At 62.5% G+C, this 15,852-nt stretch carries 24 protein-coding genes; 1 reads left to right on the forward strand and 23 read right to left on the reverse strand.

The window, feature by feature from the left end; all coding sequences use genetic code 11:
* The 8 genes from L858_RS0115590 to L858_RS0115625 form a co-directional block, all read right to left on the reverse strand.
* Positions 1–1,062, reverse strand: a 1,062-nt coding sequence (locus tag L858_RS0115590; RefSeq protein ID WP_022684083.1) for a hypothetical protein, incomplete at its 3' end; no start/stop codon positions are given.
* Positions 1,063–1,415: 353 nt separating this feature from the next.
* Positions 1,416–1,730, reverse strand: coding sequence for a DUF7673 family protein (locus tag L858_RS0115595; protein WP_022684084.1), 315 nt, complete (start codon positions 1,728–1,730; stop codon positions 1,416–1,418).
* Positions 1,731–1,741: 11 nt separating this feature from the next.
* A complete protein-coding gene (locus L858_RS21720; RefSeq protein WP_147367368.1) occupies positions 1,742–2,074 on the reverse strand; it encodes a hypothetical protein in 333 nt (110 codons plus the stop codon).
* Positions 2,071–2,379 carry a hypothetical protein gene (locus L858_RS0115605; RefSeq protein WP_022684086.1) on the reverse strand — a complete coding sequence of 103 codons (309 nt, stop codon included), beginning with the start codon at positions 2,377–2,379 and terminating at the stop codon, positions 2,071–2,073. Before L858_RS0115605 ends, L858_RS21720 begins: the two co-directional genes overlap by 4 nt.
* The gene (locus L858_RS0115610) at positions 2,376–2,909 is read right to left on the reverse strand and encodes a 5' nucleotidase, NT5C type (RefSeq protein ID WP_022684087.1); all 534 of its coding nucleotides are present in this window, start codon (positions 2,907–2,909) and stop codon (positions 2,376–2,378) included. Before L858_RS0115610 ends, L858_RS0115605 begins: the two co-directional genes overlap by 4 nt.
* 254 nt (positions 2,910–3,163) lie before the next feature.
* Entirely contained in the window at positions 3,164–3,511 is a 348-nt protein-coding gene (locus tag L858_RS0115615; protein WP_022684088.1) for a hypothetical protein, read from the reverse strand.
* 93 nt (positions 3,512–3,604) lie between these two features.
* On the reverse strand, positions 3,605–3,910 hold the full coding sequence (locus L858_RS0115620) for a hypothetical protein (RefSeq protein WP_022684089.1): 306 nt from the start codon (positions 3,908–3,910) through the stop codon (positions 3,605–3,607).
* On the reverse strand, positions 3,907–4,383 hold the full coding sequence (locus L858_RS0115625; protein WP_022684090.1) for a hypothetical protein: 477 nt from the start codon (positions 4,381–4,383) through the stop codon (positions 3,907–3,909). The genes L858_RS0115620 and L858_RS0115625 overlap by 4 nt, the downstream gene beginning before the upstream one ends.
* A gap of 292 nt (positions 4,384–4,675) precedes the next feature.
* Here L858_RS0115625 and L858_RS0115630 point away from each other — a divergent pair, with 292 nt between their 5' ends.
* The gene (locus tag L858_RS0115630; protein WP_152639850.1) at positions 4,676–5,248 is read left to right on the forward strand and encodes a hypothetical protein; all 573 of its coding nucleotides are present in this window, start codon (positions 4,676–4,678) and stop codon (positions 5,246–5,248) included.
* A gap of 26 nt (positions 5,249–5,274) precedes the next feature.
* Here L858_RS0115630 and L858_RS20345 read toward each other — a convergent pair whose 3' ends face one another.
* From L858_RS20345 to L858_RS21725, 15 genes are all read right to left on the reverse strand, one after another.
* The gene (locus L858_RS20345; protein WP_022684092.1) at positions 5,275–5,766 is read right to left on the reverse strand and encodes a hypothetical protein; all 492 of its coding nucleotides are present in this window, start codon (positions 5,764–5,766) and stop codon (positions 5,275–5,277) included.
* 3 nt (positions 5,767–5,769) lie between these two features.
* Positions 5,770–6,888, reverse strand: coding sequence for a hypothetical protein (locus tag L858_RS20350; RefSeq protein ID WP_022684093.1), 1,119 nt, complete (start codon positions 6,886–6,888; stop codon positions 5,770–5,772).
* Complete coding sequence (locus tag L858_RS0115645) at positions 6,885–7,322, reverse strand: hypothetical protein (RefSeq protein ID WP_022684094.1); 438 nt, start codon at positions 7,320–7,322, stop codon at positions 6,885–6,887. The genes L858_RS20350 and L858_RS0115645 overlap by 4 nt, the downstream gene beginning before the upstream one ends.
* A 44-nt stretch (positions 7,323–7,366) precedes the next feature.
* Positions 7,367–7,999 (reverse strand): hypothetical protein, encoded by a 633-nt coding sequence (locus tag L858_RS0115650; RefSeq protein ID WP_022684095.1) that lies wholly within the window; start codon positions 7,997–7,999, stop codon positions 7,367–7,369.
* 112 nt (positions 8,000–8,111) lie between these two features.
* Positions 8,112–8,321, reverse strand: a complete 210-nt coding sequence (locus tag L858_RS0115655) for a hypothetical protein (protein WP_022684096.1) — start codon at positions 8,319–8,321, stop codon at positions 8,112–8,114.
* A gap of 178 nt (positions 8,322–8,499) precedes the next feature.
* A complete protein-coding gene (locus L858_RS21035; protein WP_051132667.1) occupies positions 8,500–9,669 on the reverse strand; it encodes a DUF5983 family protein in 1,170 nt (389 codons plus the stop codon).
* A gap of 47 nt (positions 9,670–9,716) precedes the next feature.
* Positions 9,717–10,376 carry a DUF6915 family protein gene (locus L858_RS21040; protein WP_028056209.1) on the reverse strand — a complete coding sequence of 220 codons (660 nt, stop codon included), beginning with the start codon at positions 10,374–10,376 and terminating at the stop codon, positions 9,717–9,719.
* The gene (locus tag L858_RS0115675) at positions 10,363–12,174 is read right to left on the reverse strand and encodes a PcfJ domain-containing protein (RefSeq protein WP_022684098.1); all 1,812 of its coding nucleotides are present in this window, start codon (positions 12,172–12,174) and stop codon (positions 10,363–10,365) included. The genes L858_RS21040 and L858_RS0115675 overlap by 14 nt, the downstream gene beginning before the upstream one ends.
* The gene (locus tag L858_RS0115680; RefSeq protein ID WP_022684099.1) at positions 12,171–12,653 is read right to left on the reverse strand and encodes a hypothetical protein; all 483 of its coding nucleotides are present in this window, start codon (positions 12,651–12,653) and stop codon (positions 12,171–12,173) included. The genes L858_RS0115675 and L858_RS0115680 overlap by 4 nt, the downstream gene beginning before the upstream one ends.
* A gap of 179 nt (positions 12,654–12,832) precedes the next feature.
* Positions 12,833–13,531 carry a hypothetical protein gene (locus tag L858_RS0115685; RefSeq protein WP_022684100.1) on the reverse strand — a complete coding sequence of 233 codons (699 nt, stop codon included), beginning with the start codon at positions 13,529–13,531 and terminating at the stop codon, positions 12,833–12,835.
* Between the two features lie 240 nt (positions 13,532–13,771).
* Complete coding sequence (locus L858_RS22495) at positions 13,772–13,921, reverse strand: hypothetical protein (RefSeq protein WP_338010741.1); 150 nt, start codon at positions 13,919–13,921, stop codon at positions 13,772–13,774.
* A gap of 47 nt (positions 13,922–13,968) precedes the next feature.
* Positions 13,969–14,166, reverse strand: coding sequence for a hypothetical protein (locus tag L858_RS0115695; protein ID WP_022684103.1), 198 nt, complete (start codon positions 14,164–14,166; stop codon positions 13,969–13,971).
* A gap of 38 nt (positions 14,167–14,204) precedes the next feature.
* Positions 14,205–14,675, reverse strand: coding sequence for a hypothetical protein (locus tag L858_RS0115700; protein ID WP_022684104.1), 471 nt, complete (start codon positions 14,673–14,675; stop codon positions 14,205–14,207).
* Positions 14,676–14,793: 118 nt separating this feature from the next.
* On the reverse strand, positions 14,794–15,627 hold the full coding sequence (locus tag L858_RS0115705; RefSeq protein ID WP_022684105.1) for an N-6 DNA methylase: 834 nt from the start codon (positions 15,625–15,627) through the stop codon (positions 14,794–14,796).
* 106 nt (positions 15,628–15,733) lie between these two features.
* Positions 15,734–15,852 (reverse strand): DUF3768 domain-containing protein (locus L858_RS21725; RefSeq protein WP_152639852.1); only part of this gene is annotated, 119 nt, incomplete at its 5' end.

Genomic DNA, 15,852 nt, shown 5'->3' on the forward strand with positions numbered 1-15,852 from the left:
CCGGGTCTCCCGCCACTGGTCCTTGGCCTCTGCAAAGCCCATTGTCTGGAGTAGACAGCGGAAGGCAAATATCTCTTTGGGGTTTGCCGGGGGCCAGAAGGGGTCAGGAGCGGCGTGCGACCGAACTCGTCCGGGAAAATTGGGCGAGGGAAGCGCCTGCCCCACGCGGGAGAGTTCAGCGGCGAGTTCGTCGCGGATGCGATAGGCAGTGGAGCCCCCGATCGCGAGATCAAGGGCGGCACGCCGAACGGGTATGCGGTCGAGCAACATCGCGCGCAGCAATCGCCGCTGTTCATCGGTGACGAACCGTGCGCTTTCCGCGTGAATATGCCGAACGCCAGCCGCGTCACATCCGGGCAGGGACTGGCCTTTGCGGCGCAGGCGTCGCACGAGGCGCTCACGGATCCGGATACAGCTGGTTTTGGAAACGCCGCTCCGCTGGGAGACCTTGGTGGTCCCGAACCCCTCCATGAACAGCGCTTCGACCGCCTTGCGCTGCGCTGAAGTCAATTTGACGCCCGAATAGGCGTCGCCGCCGCCGGGCGGCGGGAGTGGAGCTTTGCCGCGGGCCAGCAGCTCGCGGCTGTAGCGCCGCCGCTGCTCGGAGACGCATGCGGCCGAAACGCCAAGGCGCAGTTGGATATCGATCCCTTTCAGGCCTTTCTTGAGCGCGTAGCGCAACCGATCGATGCCGGCGGGCGTAAGGCGGCCGCGCGCGTCTCGCTCGGCGGGGCGATAGCCGCGTCGCACACAAAGGGCGATCGTTACGGCGTTGCAGGCACTCGCTTCGCATATCCCGAAGCGCCTCCCGATTGCGGCGAAAGAAAGCTTGTCGACTTCGCGCAGCCGGATCGCCTCGTCGAGCGCGGCACCCTGTAGCCGGGCGGTGGGCGCAGGACTGCGGTGGGTGGTCTCCAGCCCCAGCTTGTGCGCCATCACGTGGATCGCGTGGCAACTGCGCCCAGGCAGCCGGGCGGCGACATCGCTCCCTTCGGTCAGATAGTGGGCCCGCAACAGGGCGAGTTCGCGCGCTGACCAGCGCGCGGCTTTGCGAACGGTCATGGATGGATCTCCGGGAAGGGCGCGATTTCCGGTAAGATGAGAGACGAGGAAGCCGGATTTCGCGTGCGTGTTTTCGTGTGCGCCGGGCCGTAATTTTGCGGCCGCCGGTCCCTTCGCGCCGGTCCCTTCGGGACCGGCGGGATCGCATCGAACCGCCCGGACGGGACGATCACGGGTGCGATTGCGGAATGGCGGGCTGAATCAGCGTATGGTTGCGCGCTCGATCGTCGCGCGACCGTCACGCCGATCCGGGGGTCTCTCGGTTACCGAAATGACCCGATGGGTTGAGGGTAATTCAATATGTCACGCGGAGCACCGGTGCGGTAAGCGCCACGTTTGCCACTGCGCCGCGGTCAGGCACTGTCGGCACCCTCTTGTGTGATCATCTGGGGTCGCCAGAGCGCGATGAGGGCTTTCATCGCGTCTTCGAGTTCGAAGGCGTCAGCGTAGATCGCACCGGGGTGGCTACCGAGGAAGGCAAAGACGGTGGCCATGTCGGCGGCAACGGCACGGTCGAGAGAGAAGAGGTCGGCGATGTCGAAGCCACCGAAATCCGTCGCATTCCACCATGCCATGAGAAAATCCGCGACCCGGCGTGCCTGGCCCGTGTCGCTTTGTGCGAGGTCGAACAATCGCGCCACCGCCTGTCGGACTTCGGGATGGATCATGGGTGCGACGTTCATGGATCGGGATGGTCAGCGATGTCGCCGGGCGAGTCAACCGAGGGCGTGATCCTCGAGGCAGGACTGCAGAACGGCGACGGCGGCGGAGCGGGCCATGCTACATTCGAGATGGGCGCGGAAGACGAGCGCGTGGTGCCCATGCCGGAATCGCCGGTGAGGTCGTGGGGCTTCCAGATCCCTGAGCGCAGCTGTTGCTTCATGCCTTCAATGGTTCGATGGATACCTGCCTGACGGAACGGACCGGCTGCTCGCATTCGGGAACGAAGTTGCTGGATGCGAACGGTCAGCCAATCGCGCTGTTCCTGCGTCAACTGGTGCTGATGGTTCATGGCGTGGACCTGGATGGCATAGCTCGAAGGGTGCCGAGCTCGGCTCGGAGCCCGGCGTTCTCCTCGCCCAGCATGGTGATCGCTTCGGCGGGGGTCCCGAGAATTCCCACGGTGTCGCGCGCGAGGCATGCGGCATCCAGTGTCGCTGCGAGTGCGCCGCGTTCACTTTCGAGCATGTTCAAAAGAGCCGCCGCGCGTCGGAGCAGATTCGAGGTATAGCTAGCAGCCGCCAGTTTTTCGAACTGGGTCGCTTTGGCCGACATGCAGAGCAGCAGCTCGTCGAGGCACATGTTTTCGAAGGTCATGCGACCAGCTCGGGATAGTGTGCCCACAATGTCGCCAGCGACGATTCCGCGTCATAGTGGCTGATGAATACGCCGCCCTTCTCGATCCAGCGGTGACGATATTGCGGCCAGTCGTCGATCAGCACATCGCCAGGCATAGCGTGATCCCGCTTGTCCGCACTGCGGCAGGTGATGATGGGAACGCCGGGAAAATAGGCCTGTGCCCATGCGATCTTCTGCGCTTCGGCCCAGTTGCCGCGGGGGCATCCGGTCAGGATGGTCGGATTGAGATGCGAGACAGCGTCGAACAGGGTTCGCGCGTCGTGCATCAGTGGCAGATCCCGATAGAAGTTGCCCTTGGCTTCGAGCATCTTCCAGAAGCGTCTGGAGCCCAGTTCGGCCTCCACTTCGCGCGGATGCATACCGAAATAGGAGCGGGCGTAAGTGTCGAAATCAGCGAGGACGCCATCGCAATCGAGGAAAATATGCGGGATGCGGACGATTGTGGGTGCCGATCTGATGGCGTTCTGGGCGGCGAAGGGTTCGGCCATGGTGTTCCTTTCGAGCTGGCGGTGATGATGTGATCGTCCGGGGTCGGCCAGTGAGGCCGACGCACGCAAGCGATCATTTCCTCGATGTGGCGAGAGATCGGCGGATGCGCTGGAGGACAAGCATTCGGTGGTCGTAGAAGTCGTCGCTCGGCGTGCGCATTCGGCCAAGCTTGCGGTCGTAACCGGGTGGATCATCCCATTCCGGTGGACGCGGGGCCGCTGTCGCGCGGGCGCCTGGTTGATCGCACGACATGTTATTCGGCCTTCCCGAACAAATCCGGCTGGCGCCGTCGACCGGATTGCGTATTTCGACGGAGCACGCGGGCGATATGACCGGAATAAACGCCCACCGCGGCCCAGTAGGCCGCCATAGGCGGTTTGTGCGCGTCCCAGCTGGCCCTTGCCCGCAATCGGGCATCGCACTGAAGATCGAGCAACAGGTCGCGCAAGCACGCTTGTACGTCGGGATCGAGGGCCCGGAGCTGGTGCATCGCGGGGAGCAGAAGGATGGGGTTGGCGCGCTCGGCACGCGTCGGCGGGCGCGGGCGTTCCGGGTTCAGGGTGACCTGCGAGGCAGGCTCGCTCGGAGCGGTGGGGGTCATCGCGGTTTCCTTCGCAGCCGCATGATCGCAGCTCGCAGCCCCGTCTCCCCCTCACCTGTCAGCGGGCGCGAACGCGCCCTGTGATCAGGGGTCTTAGCGAATCCAGGGCGAGCGCGGACGGTGACCTTCCCGAAGCCGGTCGGCGCGAAGGGTTGCTGCCAGGTCGCCATCGACATCCGCAAAGTGCGTGATCGCATCGATGACAGTCTCCGGCTCTGCGATCTCACCGTAAGAGGTCCCGATCCAGAGAATCTCGCGATGCTCGTCGTCGACATTGTCGTTGTCTCTATGGACTGCGGCGAAATAGGTGTTGAGGGGGGCGTCCCAGCCAATGCCAATAGTCAGCGGCCCATGCGTGCGGACGGCATCTGCATGCGCTTTGGGTTCGTATCGGCTCATGTCAGGTTACTCCTATCGTTGGAAGGTGAAGTGCAATCGCGCTGCATGAGGGCGCGAAACTGGCGCGAGAGGTCGGCTTGCTGGGGGTATCGGGCTTCCCATTCGGCGCGAGGGATGAGGAATCCGATGTCGATGAGGCGTCGCCGCAGTTCATCGGTTACGACCTGCTTGGCCTGTTCGGGAATTGCGAGGGGAAATCCCTGGAACTGGCACAGCCACGAGCAGTCGTCGGGCTCCTGATGGCGGCAAAAATAATCGGCCTCAAACAAGAGGTCGGATCGGACGACTGAGTCCCCATTGACGGCAATGACGAACTGTCCGCCCGGCGGCGTTTTTATTTGTCGTTCTTCGAGCATGCGAGCGTGCCAGGTGCGCGCAGCGGCGAGCGCCACGCCATAGGCAGTCCCATAGACCCCGTGGAGGATCCAGCTGACGGGGTGGCCGGCTGCGCCGAAGTGAAAGGTAATCACCATGGTGGTGTCTCCTGCACCAGTGTTTCGGGACGGGATTCGGGGGCCGGTAGCCTGTCGTGCGGGGCGACGAGGCTGATGCGGCAAAGAGCCGGACGAGCGCTCTCAACGATGCACCTCCCCCTTAGCTCTTTTCCCGTCTCGCCGCCGGAGGCGACCGGAGGGTGCAATGTTCGATTGTATTCCGGGCGGCTTTGCCATAGTTTGAAACCGCTCGCGGAGACGCGGGTGAAGGCGTGGAAACCTTCCCAAAAGAAGCAAGCCGGCAGCTTCGGTTACCGGGCAGCGGACACGTATGTCCAAGGCCCAGGCCCAAAGGTGTTCGCGCCTGATTGCTTCTTTTCAGGTTTCCAATGTCCGGTTTCGGGCTGGCGACGTCCATAGTTGGACGGTCGCTACCGGCTGTTTGCGAGATGGTGCTGAGATAGAGGAAGTAGAACGCTGTGCATGTTTGGGCATCCCAAAGGATCCGGTGGTGACCATGAGACAGGATCGCGAGGCTGCGCGGGAGTTGGTGCGCGAAGCGCTAGGGATGCCCGACATCGCGAGCGATGCAGCTGCGACCTATCATTTGAGATCGGTGCTGGCGCTGCTGGATACGGAACCGTGCAAGGACGAAAAAAGGGCCGATAATGCGTTGCCGGGCGATGCCATTGCTCATGCGATTGGGGTGATGGCGGCGATCAGTGAACGTGCGGTCCGCGAGGAAAGCGCGCGCTGCGTCAAGGCGATTGCACTGGAAATGGAAACCCGTGGCCTGGATATCGCGCGCCATGACATGGGAGCGGCACTGCTGCTCGATCGCTGGGCTGCTATTATCCGGGACCGCGGGAGCGTGGCCGAGCCGGGGCCGCGACGCGACAATTGAGAAGCGGCCCCGGTGGTGTTCGAACCTCAGTCAGTGGTGTTGACAGGCGAGGCGGCGATAGCCGCCGCATCGGGCCATGTTTGGGCGAGCCGTTCGCGCCCTTCGCCTTTTTCGGCACCTGCGGCATCGAGGCCGGCGATGACGGCGGCAACAAGCTGCGTGAGGCTCTCGAAATGGCGTTCGACGGTGCTGGCGCGCGCGCCATAAGTGAATGGGGCGGGAAAACCGGCGTCCTCCCAGCGGGCGAGGCCCTGTTCAACGATGAGGGCATAATCGAGTGCGGTGTCGATCTCGGCGTCGTAGACGACGTAGACTTCGTAGTATGTCCCGAAGTCATGAGGTGACCCGATGATGCGCAGTTCAGCCCCTTCGGGTGGGCAGCCGTAGTGGGCGATAAGCGCGGCGCGATAGGCATGGCACTCGGCGCGGGCAACTTCGGCGAAGTCGGGGGTCGAGCCAAGCTGGGCGCAGGCTTCGTCGTAGGGCACGGGGCCGATGTTCATCTTCTGTGTGGCCATTGGTCAGTCTCCATGTGTCGGGGGCGCTTCTTCGCAGCCCGACACTCCCCTCCCCCTCCACTCCTGACCGGATCGGCGGGCGGAGAAATCGGGATTTGTCTTGTGCGCCCGCGCTTGTGAGGGTGGTGGGATCGGGAATGGCTGGCGCGGCTCAGCATCATATTGCCTTCGATCCTCCTGCTTTTCGGGATGGGGGTCGGGAGCGCGAACCTCATGGGCGATGAACCCGTTGATCCAGCTGCGCATGGTCGGGCGCCTTTCGAGGGGAAGTGCGGCGGCACGGCTGAGAAATGCGGCGAGGTCTGCGTTCGCCTCGCCGGCGATCCAGTCGATTTCATGAGCGGGGAGCAGCCCTTCGTCGCGAATGAACCGGGTCATTGATCCAGGCCGCGCCTCACGGCCGCGCAAGCCCTTGGTGGTCGAGCGCCATAGTCCTTCGCAGGATTTCAGCCGCGGCTTCGCGCGGGCTTCCATGAGGATGATGAGCCTCAGGCACCATGCGGGCAGAGCGCGAACCTCGTTGCACTGCATGCCCGTGCAAAAGAAGCACGAGCTTGCCGGCACCTCGAACCCGGCTTGTCGGATACGTTCGTTGCAGGCGTCGCGGCCCCAGCCCCATTCACGCAGCGGGTAGCGATAGGTGTAGAGACTGCTGGAATATCTTTCGGCGTGGGCATAGCGGCGGCTGTCACGCGGGCTGCTGTCGAAACCGATGAGCCGGATCACCTTCTGACCGGCAGCCCAGGCCTTCTGTGCCGGGGGCCAGGTTTTGGTCCAGGCATCCTGTGGGCCGACCTTCCAGCGGAGCGAACAGGTTCCCCGGCCGAAGGCGATCGATGGGAGAGCGCCGTTGACCAGACAGGCTTCGAGAAGGTCAAAATAGGCCGGGGATGTGCCGAAACGCCGCGGCCTGTTGACGACGATCTTATTTGGGATGTCGCGATCGTCCATCCAGCGACGGAACGCCGGAATGAAGGCCTGGGTCTCGGGTTTTTCTGGCATTTGCGCGATCAGCACCATGTCGATGCGTTCGCGCCGTGTTGCCATTTCGAGGATCATGGCAGTGGAGTCGACGCCGGCGCCCCAGGCGACGATGACCGGCGGACTGGCGGGGGCCGTCATTGCGATGCCGGCGATGATAGTTCGTCAAGGCGATCCTTGATCGGTTTCCAACGGCAGAGATCGTCGCTCTCGGCGTCACACGCATGGCAGGTGGTGGACTTGTAGGTCGCGCTCAGCACCCATTGTTGGGTATCGCTATCCCAGGCCACGAAGGCGTCGCGTGTCAGGTTGGTGCTTCCGCAATCGCGGCAGGCCGGCTCAACCGGCTCGTCTTTTCGGTCGGCACTCTGTTGCAGCTTCGCATAAGCCGCTTGAAAACGCGCAGCGTCGGTCGCTATGCCAACCGCTTTGAGCGCGACCGCAAAGCGGCCGCGCGCCGCATCGCTTTCGAAGACCGGCTCGGCGCCGGTGATGGTTTCGTGATAGGCAAGCGCAAGCGCTTCGGGATCGCCGAGGACGATATCGGCGAGCGCCTGGAGATGGCTGATACGCATGTTGCGTCTCCGGATATGATCGGGATGTTGGGGAACGTGCCGCGTCAGGCGGCGAGATCGGCGGGGCCATCGAGGCGCAATTCATGCCGTATGCGGGTTGCCAGGGTGTCAGGATCGAGGAGCTCGTCGATCGAAGCCCAATGATTGGGGCCGCCAGTATAGTCGTTTCGGCCCTCGACACGCCGGAACATCACATCGTGGCCACGGCCCATCAGTCCGATGGAGAGCTGGACATAGATTTGATCGGAGTGAAGGATAATTTCACCGGCGACGGCGATGCCGCCCTGGCAGAAACGCACTTGGTGGCTTCCACGGGCAAGGCCGAGGGCAGCAGCGAGGCGTTTGATGGCCTTGCGTCCCTCGGCATGGAAGGTGGCTTTGGCATCAGCGTCGTAGGAGACGCCTCGTTTGGCCAGTGCAATCAGCATCGGGGTTTTCCCGAGGGCGGAGATGGCTTCCATACAGGCCGTGCGCAGCACGGCTTGTTCGGGCCTGTCTTCAAGGGCAAGGCAACCGATGTGGCGGGCGAGCAGAAGCACGGCGGGATCTTGATCGATCTGGTGCCGGGACTTTTCGCAATCCGCAACTGCGGCGTTGAGCGTGGTGAGCGCTTCCGCGATCGTGGCAATAGAGCGGGCGGCTAGAGCCTTATGGTGACGGGCGGCGGGATCGAACATCGGGTGTCTCCTATGAATGGGAACACACCTGCTCCTCCCCCTCCTCTTGTTGTCGGCCGGGAGGCCGTCATACGCTTCGCCGTTTTTGTTGATGAAACGGAATAGGTGGCGTTCATTCGAGCATGTTCCGGCGCCGCTCGCTCGAATGGGCCCGTGCCAGGGCGTTTGCGTCGGCGCGCATCGGAGCATTGCCAACATAGGTATCGCAAAAACGGATGACGAAGCGGCGTTCGGCATATCCGCAGAATTCAAGCCGGATGCAGTAGCGGCGGTCTATCCGGCCGTCGGTATGGCGTGGCGGACCGTTGTCGGAGATTGGCATAAGGAACTCCAGGCATAGGGGGGCGTAACCCTCCCATTCCCCCTCTCCTCTGCCTCCAATTGTCTTGATCGCCGTATGTGCCGCGTAATGTGCAGCAGTTTGTGCCGCATTGGCGAGTGTTCGTAGACCCTCTCTGAGGGGCAAGTGGACTGTTCGCTGCATAGCGTGGGGCAGCCGTTCACCACTCATAGGAGTCGAGTCCGTCGACGGCCGGTCCGTCGCAGTCGAGCAGGAGATGATCGCAACCGCGAGTCAGGGTGAAACGCATAACCGCCAGGAGATCGGCCGGCAGGCCTCCAAGTGTATCGGGGTCGGCGCAGGAAACCGGGATGAACCAGCCGTAGGGTGTCTTGCCGATGGTCAGGGGGACGTCGAGCCTTCCGCGCGAACCCCAGTCGTCAAGCTTTTGCGCGGTTTCCTGGGTGATATGTCCGGTCGTGAGGACGAGACAGGTTTCGATATCGAGGGATTGGGGATCATCCTGGGCGGCGGCGGTGATCTTTACCAGCTCGACGCCGGGAATATCGTCGCGTGGATCGAAGCAAATGCGCAGACAAGCAGCGGGATCGGCATGGTCGCGTGGTCCACATAGCGCGGTGAACTTGTCGAGCAGTTCATCGGCGAGCCGAGTGGGCTCTGATGGGTCGAACACCTTGTATGGCAGATGGTCGCGAATGAAGAGCTTGAACGTCTGATCCCAGAGGGCCTGGGGGTCATTGACGACTGTTTTGAGCGTCACGCTGTTTGTGTGAGTGATTGGGGGCTCCTTCAGCGCGTCAATCTGCCCGCGCATAAGCCAGCTTGTGCTGCCGCCGATGATATCATCGTCGGTGATAATGTAGTAGCCGCCGCCGAATTCGCTGGGCCGCAGGCGGTCGCAATCCTGGGACCACTCGAAACCGAAGGGCAGAACGCTGGGTGCGCATTTCTGGATCAGGCTGGCGATCGCATGGGGATCTGCCTGAGTTCCGGCGATCAGATAGCCGTCAACCTCCGCACTGCCGAAATACTCGCAGTCGAAGGTTGGAAAATCCTGATCGCTGAACAGCTCGAGAAAGGATGCGAACGGATCGGGCGGGGGCTGGTCCGGCTCCTCCGATTGATCCGGCGGTGGCGGGAAGGCTGCCTTGAAGGCGTCCGACATCGCATCGTAGCGTGCTGCCAGGTCATCTTCGTCGATATCGGCAAGTTCTTCCGACAGCGCGTGGCATTCGTCGAGCAATGCTTCTTCCTCACCCGTCGGCGTCAAGACGAAGGAGAGTTTGAGATAGTTGTTGGCCATGGTGCAGCCCTCCAAAAAAATGGGAAAATCCGGTGGAATGACCGGCATTCCGATCCCGGCTCCCATTCCTCGCCCCCTTCCCTCTCCCCCGCGGTTGCTTGTGCAGCGGAGTATCAGGTCAAGCCGACCAATGCCGGTGAGGTCGCCTGAAGCATCCAACGCTGGCCCTTCAGCCGTCGCAGGAAATCGGGCGCGGCGGGCATGCGGCCAAGCATCGTACGGACATGCTGTTCGGCAACCACACGCGTTGGTGCTCCAGATGCACCGTTGTCGATCGCCGGCCCAAAGCGGTGTTCGGCCTCATATATTCCGAAGGCATGGTGACGAAATATGAGGTGGGCGGGCGTGTTCGCCCACGATGCTGTTTCGAGAAACCAGCGATGAAGCGGAAGATAGTCGGTTTCCTCGCCGCCGAAGCGCCGCGCACTGGTTCGGGAGAGGTGTTCTGCGTCGGGCATCGGGACGTGAAGCCAGTCTGGCGTGTCGAAATCGTCGAGCCAATCCGCAGCGGAGGGAAGATAGCTGCAGTCTTCCTCGATATGCTGGACGGCGATCGCACGAACCTCGATTTCTGCGCCATCCGCGTTGGTGATCGTGTCTCCGAAGACGGTAACCGCTTCGGCGATCCCTTCGTGGTGGTGGCGCAGCGCGCGGTGTGTAAAATGGCAGTGTGCGGCCTTGGTGGCGTCGAACCAGGCGTGGATCGGGTGGTAATCCTGCCAGCGGCCGCCATGGACTCGCGCGGAAGAGCGCGCGTGATCAAAAGGGTTCATAATAGAGTTCTCTTTGATCGGAGGTGCAGAGCGATCGAGCGAGCGCGCTGAGAATATCATCGAGCGCGGCGGTGAGTCCGGAATGCTCGCACCATTCGTCGTAGGTCTCCGGCGCGCCACGCGGGAGCAGAACGCGGTAGAGTGGCCAGGCGCGGCGGGCATGGTCGAGGGTGAGCCTGCTACGCCGATAATAGTAGTCATCGGCATCGGCTACGGCATCGCGATGCGCGGCAAGTTCCTTGATCGCCACCGGGTGAAGCCCGTCGCGCAGGTCGGCGAGGAAGTCGCGTAGCACTGCGAAGGCTTCGGGGTTGGGCCTGACATTTCCACGGGCCTTGAACTGGCCGACGTTGATATTGAGGGAATTGCCCGGCAAGTCGGTAATCAGCAGTTCGAGGGTCGCCACATGGTTGGAGCCGGACCGCAGCGACAGGATCTGGGTGTCGCCCCGCCGGCATTGGGAATAATATCCACCAACGCAGTGGTTGAGCGCATTGCCCTCATCGACAAGGGCTTGCGCGCTGGTGAGCGGTATGAAGCTATGCGGCCCGCAGGGGGACTGCCAGGTCGGGCAGAGCGCCGGCCAACCGGGCCGATCGGCATTGTTCTCATGGCGCAGCGCGGCGGCGCTGGCTGCGCGGCGGTGCCATTTCGCGATGGCCTTCTGGAACGAGCGCGGCCTGCGGGGTCCGATGATCCCACGATGCAAGCTTTGCAGGAGTTTGCGATGGGCAGCGGTGTCGCAGAGTTTCAGTGGAACGCCCAGGGTCGCCACGAAATTGTCGAGCGCGTGGATTCGCCGAGATAGGCCCAATGCTTCGAGACGTGCGCCCGCGAGTGGGTAGAGGAGATCCTCGCGCAGCGCCTGGAGCGTATCGCGGGTTTCGACCGAGCTATCGAGGTAGTCAGGCCGGAAAAGAGGATCGCAGTTACTTTGCTCCCAGACACGGCGGCCCCATTCACTGCTGTCCGGCCATTGTTCGAGGGGGATGTCGTGGCGGACCAGAGCGCGCACGGCGGGCATATGGTCATAGAGGGCGTTGTATGCAGCGTCTTTGGGCGTTGCACGGCGCAGGCGGCGCAATTGCGCTTCGCTGATGCCGACCGCGGCGGCTAGCACCGGCTTGAGGGGCTGCGCGGCATCGATCGCGGCCGTGACCTCCGGCTTGAGCAGGATGGTGGCGACGGCGCCGTAGAGGCTTAGCGCCTGGCCGCGGTTGCGTATCACGGTCTTGCGACCCGGGTCACCTTCGAGATCGGTTGCGAGCGCCCAGTGGATGATGCGACCGAGCGAAAGGATCTTGTTGCCGGAGCGATAACCAAGGTCACGAAACAAGATGGCGCGCAGATGGGCCTGCATAAGTTCGACCAAGCGCTCGCGCAGTTGCAGGATCGCGGTTCCGATCGTCTGCGTCATGTCCGTGATCCGGCGGTGGTCGGCGCCGGACAGAACGAGATCGGTGACGAGATCGAGATATCCGCTGTCGTTGACGGTCTGTTCGAGGCTGATGGAGAAGTGGGTATTGGGACTATGGATTGTCTGGAGGATGGCGGTGCTGAACTGGTCGATAAGCATCATCGCTTTGGGAGAGTGGGCTGGATCAGGATGGATTGTAATCATGGGTGCGAGCGCGCCTTCACGCCGCGTGAAGCGGATTTCGCAGCGGGATAGCGCGATCAGGGTCGCCGCAAGGTCGAGTGGGTCCGATCGCAGCCGTGTGGTTTGAGGGACGATGCGATGCAGGGTGGTTGCGGCGCGCGCGAGACAGCGTTCGAAGGATGGGTTGTTGTGCCTCATGCCTGTGCCTCCCCGATGATGATGGCGGGCGGGCCGGCAGGCGCGGTCTCGGGGTCGAGGACGAATGCCTCCAGGTCGTCATCAAGTTCGTCGTCGTCTTCCCAGTCCCCATCCTGGCGATAGGTCATGTCGCAGTCGCAGGGGCAGTCAGCGAAGGGCTGGATGGTGACGGTGCCATAGCCGCCCTCATTGTTGCACCAATCGCCTTCAGGAAGATCGGCCGCGAATTCGCTGAGGGCATAGCAGAGCATGGCAGGGCGTCCGACCGCGTCGATCCCGACCGGAACTTCCGGGATAGACATATTCTCGGTGCCGTCGTGGTAGCGCACGTGATCGAGGTCGGTTTCGCCCTGGTCGCCGCCGCCGTTAAGCGAGAAAGACACTTCGGTGATCTGAAGGGCGCGGAGCAATACCAGGAGCTTGCTGAATTGATTGTCGTCGGCATTCGGATCTGCCAGCTGATGAAGTCGGCGAGGCATATGGTCCTCCCAAATGCAAAAAAGCCCGCGAAAGCGCGGGCTGTGGTTGCGGTTGTCGGTGATGTGATCGTGCGGATCAGAGGGCGGAGTTGTGGGGTGCGCCGAAGATCTGCATGATCAAATCGCACCATCCCTCTTCGCTTTGTGCGCCGCAGGCGCGCGGGATTGAAAGCGATCGGTCAGGCGGCGTCCTGAATCCACTCGTAGAGCAGGTGATCATCGGGATCCTCGTCACGTCCGTTCGCGATGCGGATGAGCTTGCCGTCGCAGGCGAAAGCGGATGCACGGGGGAAGGAGAGATAGGACCGGTCTTCGAGAATGAGGTCGCCCGAGCGGACTGCTGTGACGGTCCGGATAGTCCCGAGGGCCCGGTGGCCGGCACGCGCGGCAATCAGTTTCAGTTTGTGGCCCGGCCTGAGCTGGCGCTTGAACCGCGCGAGTGGGATGCGAGCCTCGACAGGATTGGCATGGCCGCGTCTGGCGGATAGCGCTGACCAATAGGTTGTGCCGATGCTCACGCGCAGGAAGAATGAGCAGATCATATAGTCCTGCAGAAGATTGCCATTCGCGACATTGAAACGTTCCGCCTGGTCGCTGATGAGGGTTTCGAAGGCGCGGCGCGCGTCCTCGTCGGAAAGATCCCCGGGCGCATCGAGAAGCTCAACGCGGATGCTGCGCCCGCCGGAGAAGCGCTCGCCGGTAACGGAAAACCGTGCGCCCACGATAGTTCGTGTCAGATGGAGATCGATCCTGCGGCAGAGATCAGGAAGATGCTCGCCCGCGATATAGAGGTCCCCGCTATAGGCGAAATTGCCGCGGTCATCGCAGTGGGTCTGGCTCCATAAGCGGGGTTCGGTGCTGGAGAATGGCTGGGTCATCGGCGGTCCTTTCGGAAGACGGCTTGGGGCGAAAGGGCGCCGAAACCGGTGGACATCACACGATCAGCCGACGCTCCGCCCTTCTCCCTCCCCCTCCCCTTGCGCCGGCGACGCGCCGGGTTGAGCGAGGTCGCAAGGTTTGTGGTCGCATCCGTAGAAACGGGATTTCTCGAACTGCGGGTCGCCGGTCTCGTCGACCAGGTAGCCGCTGATTTCATCGGCGGGTTCGGCGTCGAGAACTTATGATCCGCCGGGGACGAGGCGCACGGGATAACTGGACTCCGTCATGATGCTGTCGGCGTGTTTCATCGCGTCGAAATGATCGGTCGCGGTCACGGCAAGCTTGATGCGAACGATGGCATAGACATGGACATGGTGTGTGATGGTCACGGTCAGTTTCCTCATCAAAAAAGGGGAACGGTCGTGCCGGCGTGCCCTCACACCCGATTGACCGGGTGTGAGGGGTGCGCTTCGTTCTGGCTGGCGATCTGCGTCAAATGCTGGTCGCGTAGGGTCGCCACATCGGTGCGCAGGGCGTCGATGTCTACGTCGAAGTCTTCCCAGTTCTGCTCTTCCGGGCAGTGGTCGAGAAGATAGGCGGAGAGGAGGTCGTGAATCCGCACGAGAAGCCACATGCGTGCTTCGTCGGAAGGTCTGTGACCCCCTGCCCTGTTCACGCTGCCTGGCCTAGGGTCTCAGCGCTGGCTTCATGCTCGCCTACGATTTCGAGCCGCGCGCCGGTATAGTGATGGCTGGAAAGCCAGTCCTCGGCGGTAGCCATGTCCGGAGCGAGATGGCGCAGCTCGTCTTCGCCCTGGAAGCTGGTGAGAATACGGACCGAACCCGGCGCAGGTTCTTCGACGATCTCGAAGGTGAGCGTGCTGGTGACGGAAAAGCTTTTGTGAACCACCAGGACGATAACGCCTTCGCTCCCGAAATTGCCTTCGTGGAGCGTGAAACCGGCCGGGTGGGTGTAGGTCGGGCGTACCGCTTCGTGTGTCTTGCGAACGACACGGCCCGACCCGTTGCTGCTCTTCCATGCGGCAAGCTTTTTGCGATGGCATTCGGGCGGCATCGGCTGGCCATTGCTGTATCGAACAAGCGCTCCGAGCGGGGCGTGGGTGTAGATCGACTGAGCGGACATAGCGTGTCTCCTTGTTTGGCTTGGGTCCACCCCGCCTTCTCTCCCTCCACTCTTCGAATTTGCGGGTCCGGGAACCGGATCAAGCGGCGTGGGACGGCAGCGGCCGATGCGAGTGGTCTCAGCGCTGCGGCGGCTTGCCCGCGCTCGGGAAGAGCGACAGCTGAATAGGGGTATGCAGACTGGCGGAACCGTCAGGCGGTGGAAGGAATGGTTGTCGGTTCTGGAGTGAGGCCGGTGCCTCACCATCCGATGGAGCATCTGCGGCATGGCACTTGGCGCGCGCGGCGAGCTTTGCATTCCAGCCGCCGAGAATATGGGCGGGCGTGTACCAGAGTTCGCGTGTTGTGCCGGCGAGTGAGTCGCCGATGATGACGATTGCCGGCACATGGAGCAGCGTGAACTGGATGTAGGCCATATGGACCGCGCGTGGATCGATATCGATCGCGGTCACATGGAGGTGCCGCTGATAGTTGATCCCGGCGTCGCGCAGCGTTTCGCAGGTCGCGATCACCATGGCGCCTGCCCCGCAGGCAGGCTCGCAAAGGGTCAGAAATCCCTCCTTTGCGATTCTGTCCTCAGGACACGAGTCCGCGGTCATGGTCGCCATCATCCGGCAGATGCTGTAGGGGGTGAAGAACTGGCCGCGGGCGGCATTGGCGAGACCGAGCTCGCCGAACACGCGGCCCAGCACGTCGCACGTCTCGGCCTCCATCGCGAAGGTGACTTCTGCGAAGATGCGCGGGAAAGTGTCGATGACGTCGCGGTCGTACCGCCCGATAATCTCCATGTAGCGCGTCTCGCGGGCTTGGCTCTGGGTGAGATCGACACTGTTGGACAGGCTGATCGCTGCGGCTTCGATGAAATCCGAAAACAGCGTGTAGCGATCGTGACGATACTGGCAGGCGTCGAACAGCTTGCAGATCGCCTTGATGTGGCGGTCGGCGGAGCCCATCGGGAAGCTCCTTTCTGTGAGTGATTGGGGGCAATGGTGGCGATTGCGGTCGTTCGACCGCTGAGGTCACTACTCTGCGGAGAACGGTGCTCCGGACCGCCGAGAATCAGTAATCCTCGGGCAGCATGATGGTGAGGACGCGGGTGGTTTTCGCCGCGTCGGCTGGATCTTCGGAGCCGAATTCCAGATTCTCGTCATAGTAGATCCTATGCAGGCCGGATCGGC

Source organism: Sphingobium bisphenolivorans (assembly GCF_000412635.1).
GTDB classification, from domain to species: domain Bacteria; phylum Pseudomonadota; class Alphaproteobacteria; order Sphingomonadales; family Sphingomonadaceae; genus Sphingobium; species Sphingobium bisphenolivorans.

Coding starts and splice junctions, on each gene's coding strand:
- L858_RS20345 (WP_022684092.1), bottom strand. CDS start 5,766: ATGGCCACACAGAAGATGAACATCGGCCCCGTGCCCTACGACGAAGCC.
- L858_RS0115595 (WP_022684084.1), bottom strand. CDS start 1,730: ATGATCCATCCCGAAGTCCGACAGGCGGTGGCGCGATTGTTCGACCTC.
- L858_RS0115685 (WP_022684100.1), bottom strand. CDS start 13,531: ATGACCCAGCCATTCTCCAGCACCGAACCCCGCTTATGGAGCCAGACC.
- L858_RS0115615 (WP_022684088.1), bottom strand. CDS start 3,511: ATGACCCCCACCGCTCCGAGCGAGCCTGCCTCGCAGGTCACCCTGAAC.
- L858_RS0115620 (WP_022684089.1), bottom strand. CDS start 3,910: ATGAGCCGATACGAACCCAAAGCGCATGCAGATGCCGTCCGCACGCAT.
- L858_RS0115645 (WP_022684094.1), bottom strand. CDS start 7,322: ATGCGTATCAGCCATCTCCAGGCGCTCGCCGATATCGTCCTCGGCGAT.
- L858_RS0115675 (WP_022684098.1), bottom strand. CDS start 12,174: ATGAGGCACAACAACCCATCCTTCGAACGCTGTCTCGCGCGCGCCGCA.
- L858_RS20350 (WP_022684093.1), bottom strand. CDS start 6,888: ATGACGGCCCCCGCCAGTCCGCCGGTCATCGTCGCCTGGGGCGCCGGC.
- L858_RS0115630 (WP_152639850.1), top strand. CDS start 4,676: ATGTCCAAGGCCCAGGCCCAAAGGTGTTCGCGCCTGATTGCTTCTTTT.
- L858_RS0115605 (WP_022684086.1), bottom strand. CDS start 2,379: ATGACCTTCGAAAACATGTGCCTCGACGAGCTGCTGCTCTGCATGTCG.
- L858_RS0115655 (WP_022684096.1), bottom strand. CDS start 8,321: ATGCCAATCTCCGACAACGGTCCGCCACGCCATACCGACGGCCGGATA.
- L858_RS0115700 (WP_022684104.1), bottom strand. CDS start 14,675: ATGTCCGCTCAGTCGATCTACACCCACGCCCCGCTCGGAGCGCTTGTT.
- L858_RS0115705 (WP_022684105.1), bottom strand. CDS start 15,627: ATGGGCTCCGCCGACCGCCACATCAAGGCGATCTGCAAGCTGTTCGAC.
- L858_RS21040 (WP_028056209.1), bottom strand. CDS start 10,376: ATGAACCCTTTTGATCACGCGCGCTCTTCCGCGCGAGTCCATGGCGGC.
- L858_RS21720 (WP_147367368.1), bottom strand. CDS start 2,074: ATGAACCATCAGCACCAGTTGACGCAGGAACAGCGCGATTGGCTGACC.
- L858_RS0115680 (WP_022684099.1), bottom strand. CDS start 12,653: ATGCCTCGCCGACTTCATCAGCTGGCAGATCCGAATGCCGACGACAAT.
- L858_RS21035 (WP_051132667.1), bottom strand. CDS start 9,669: ATGGGAGCCGGGATCGGAATGCCGGTCATTCCACCGGATTTTCCCATT.
- L858_RS0115610 (WP_022684087.1), bottom strand. CDS start 2,909: ATGGCCGAACCCTTCGCCGCCCAGAACGCCATCAGATCGGCACCCACA.
- L858_RS0115625 (WP_022684090.1), bottom strand. CDS start 4,383: ATGGTGATTACCTTTCACTTCGGCGCAGCCGGCCACCCCGTCAGCTGG.
- L858_RS0115650 (WP_022684095.1), bottom strand. CDS start 7,999: ATGTTCGATCCCGCCGCCCGTCACCATAAGGCTCTAGCCGCCCGCTCT.
- L858_RS0115695 (WP_022684103.1), bottom strand. CDS start 14,166: ATGTGGCTTCTCGTGCGGATTCACGACCTCCTCTCCGCCTATCTTCTC.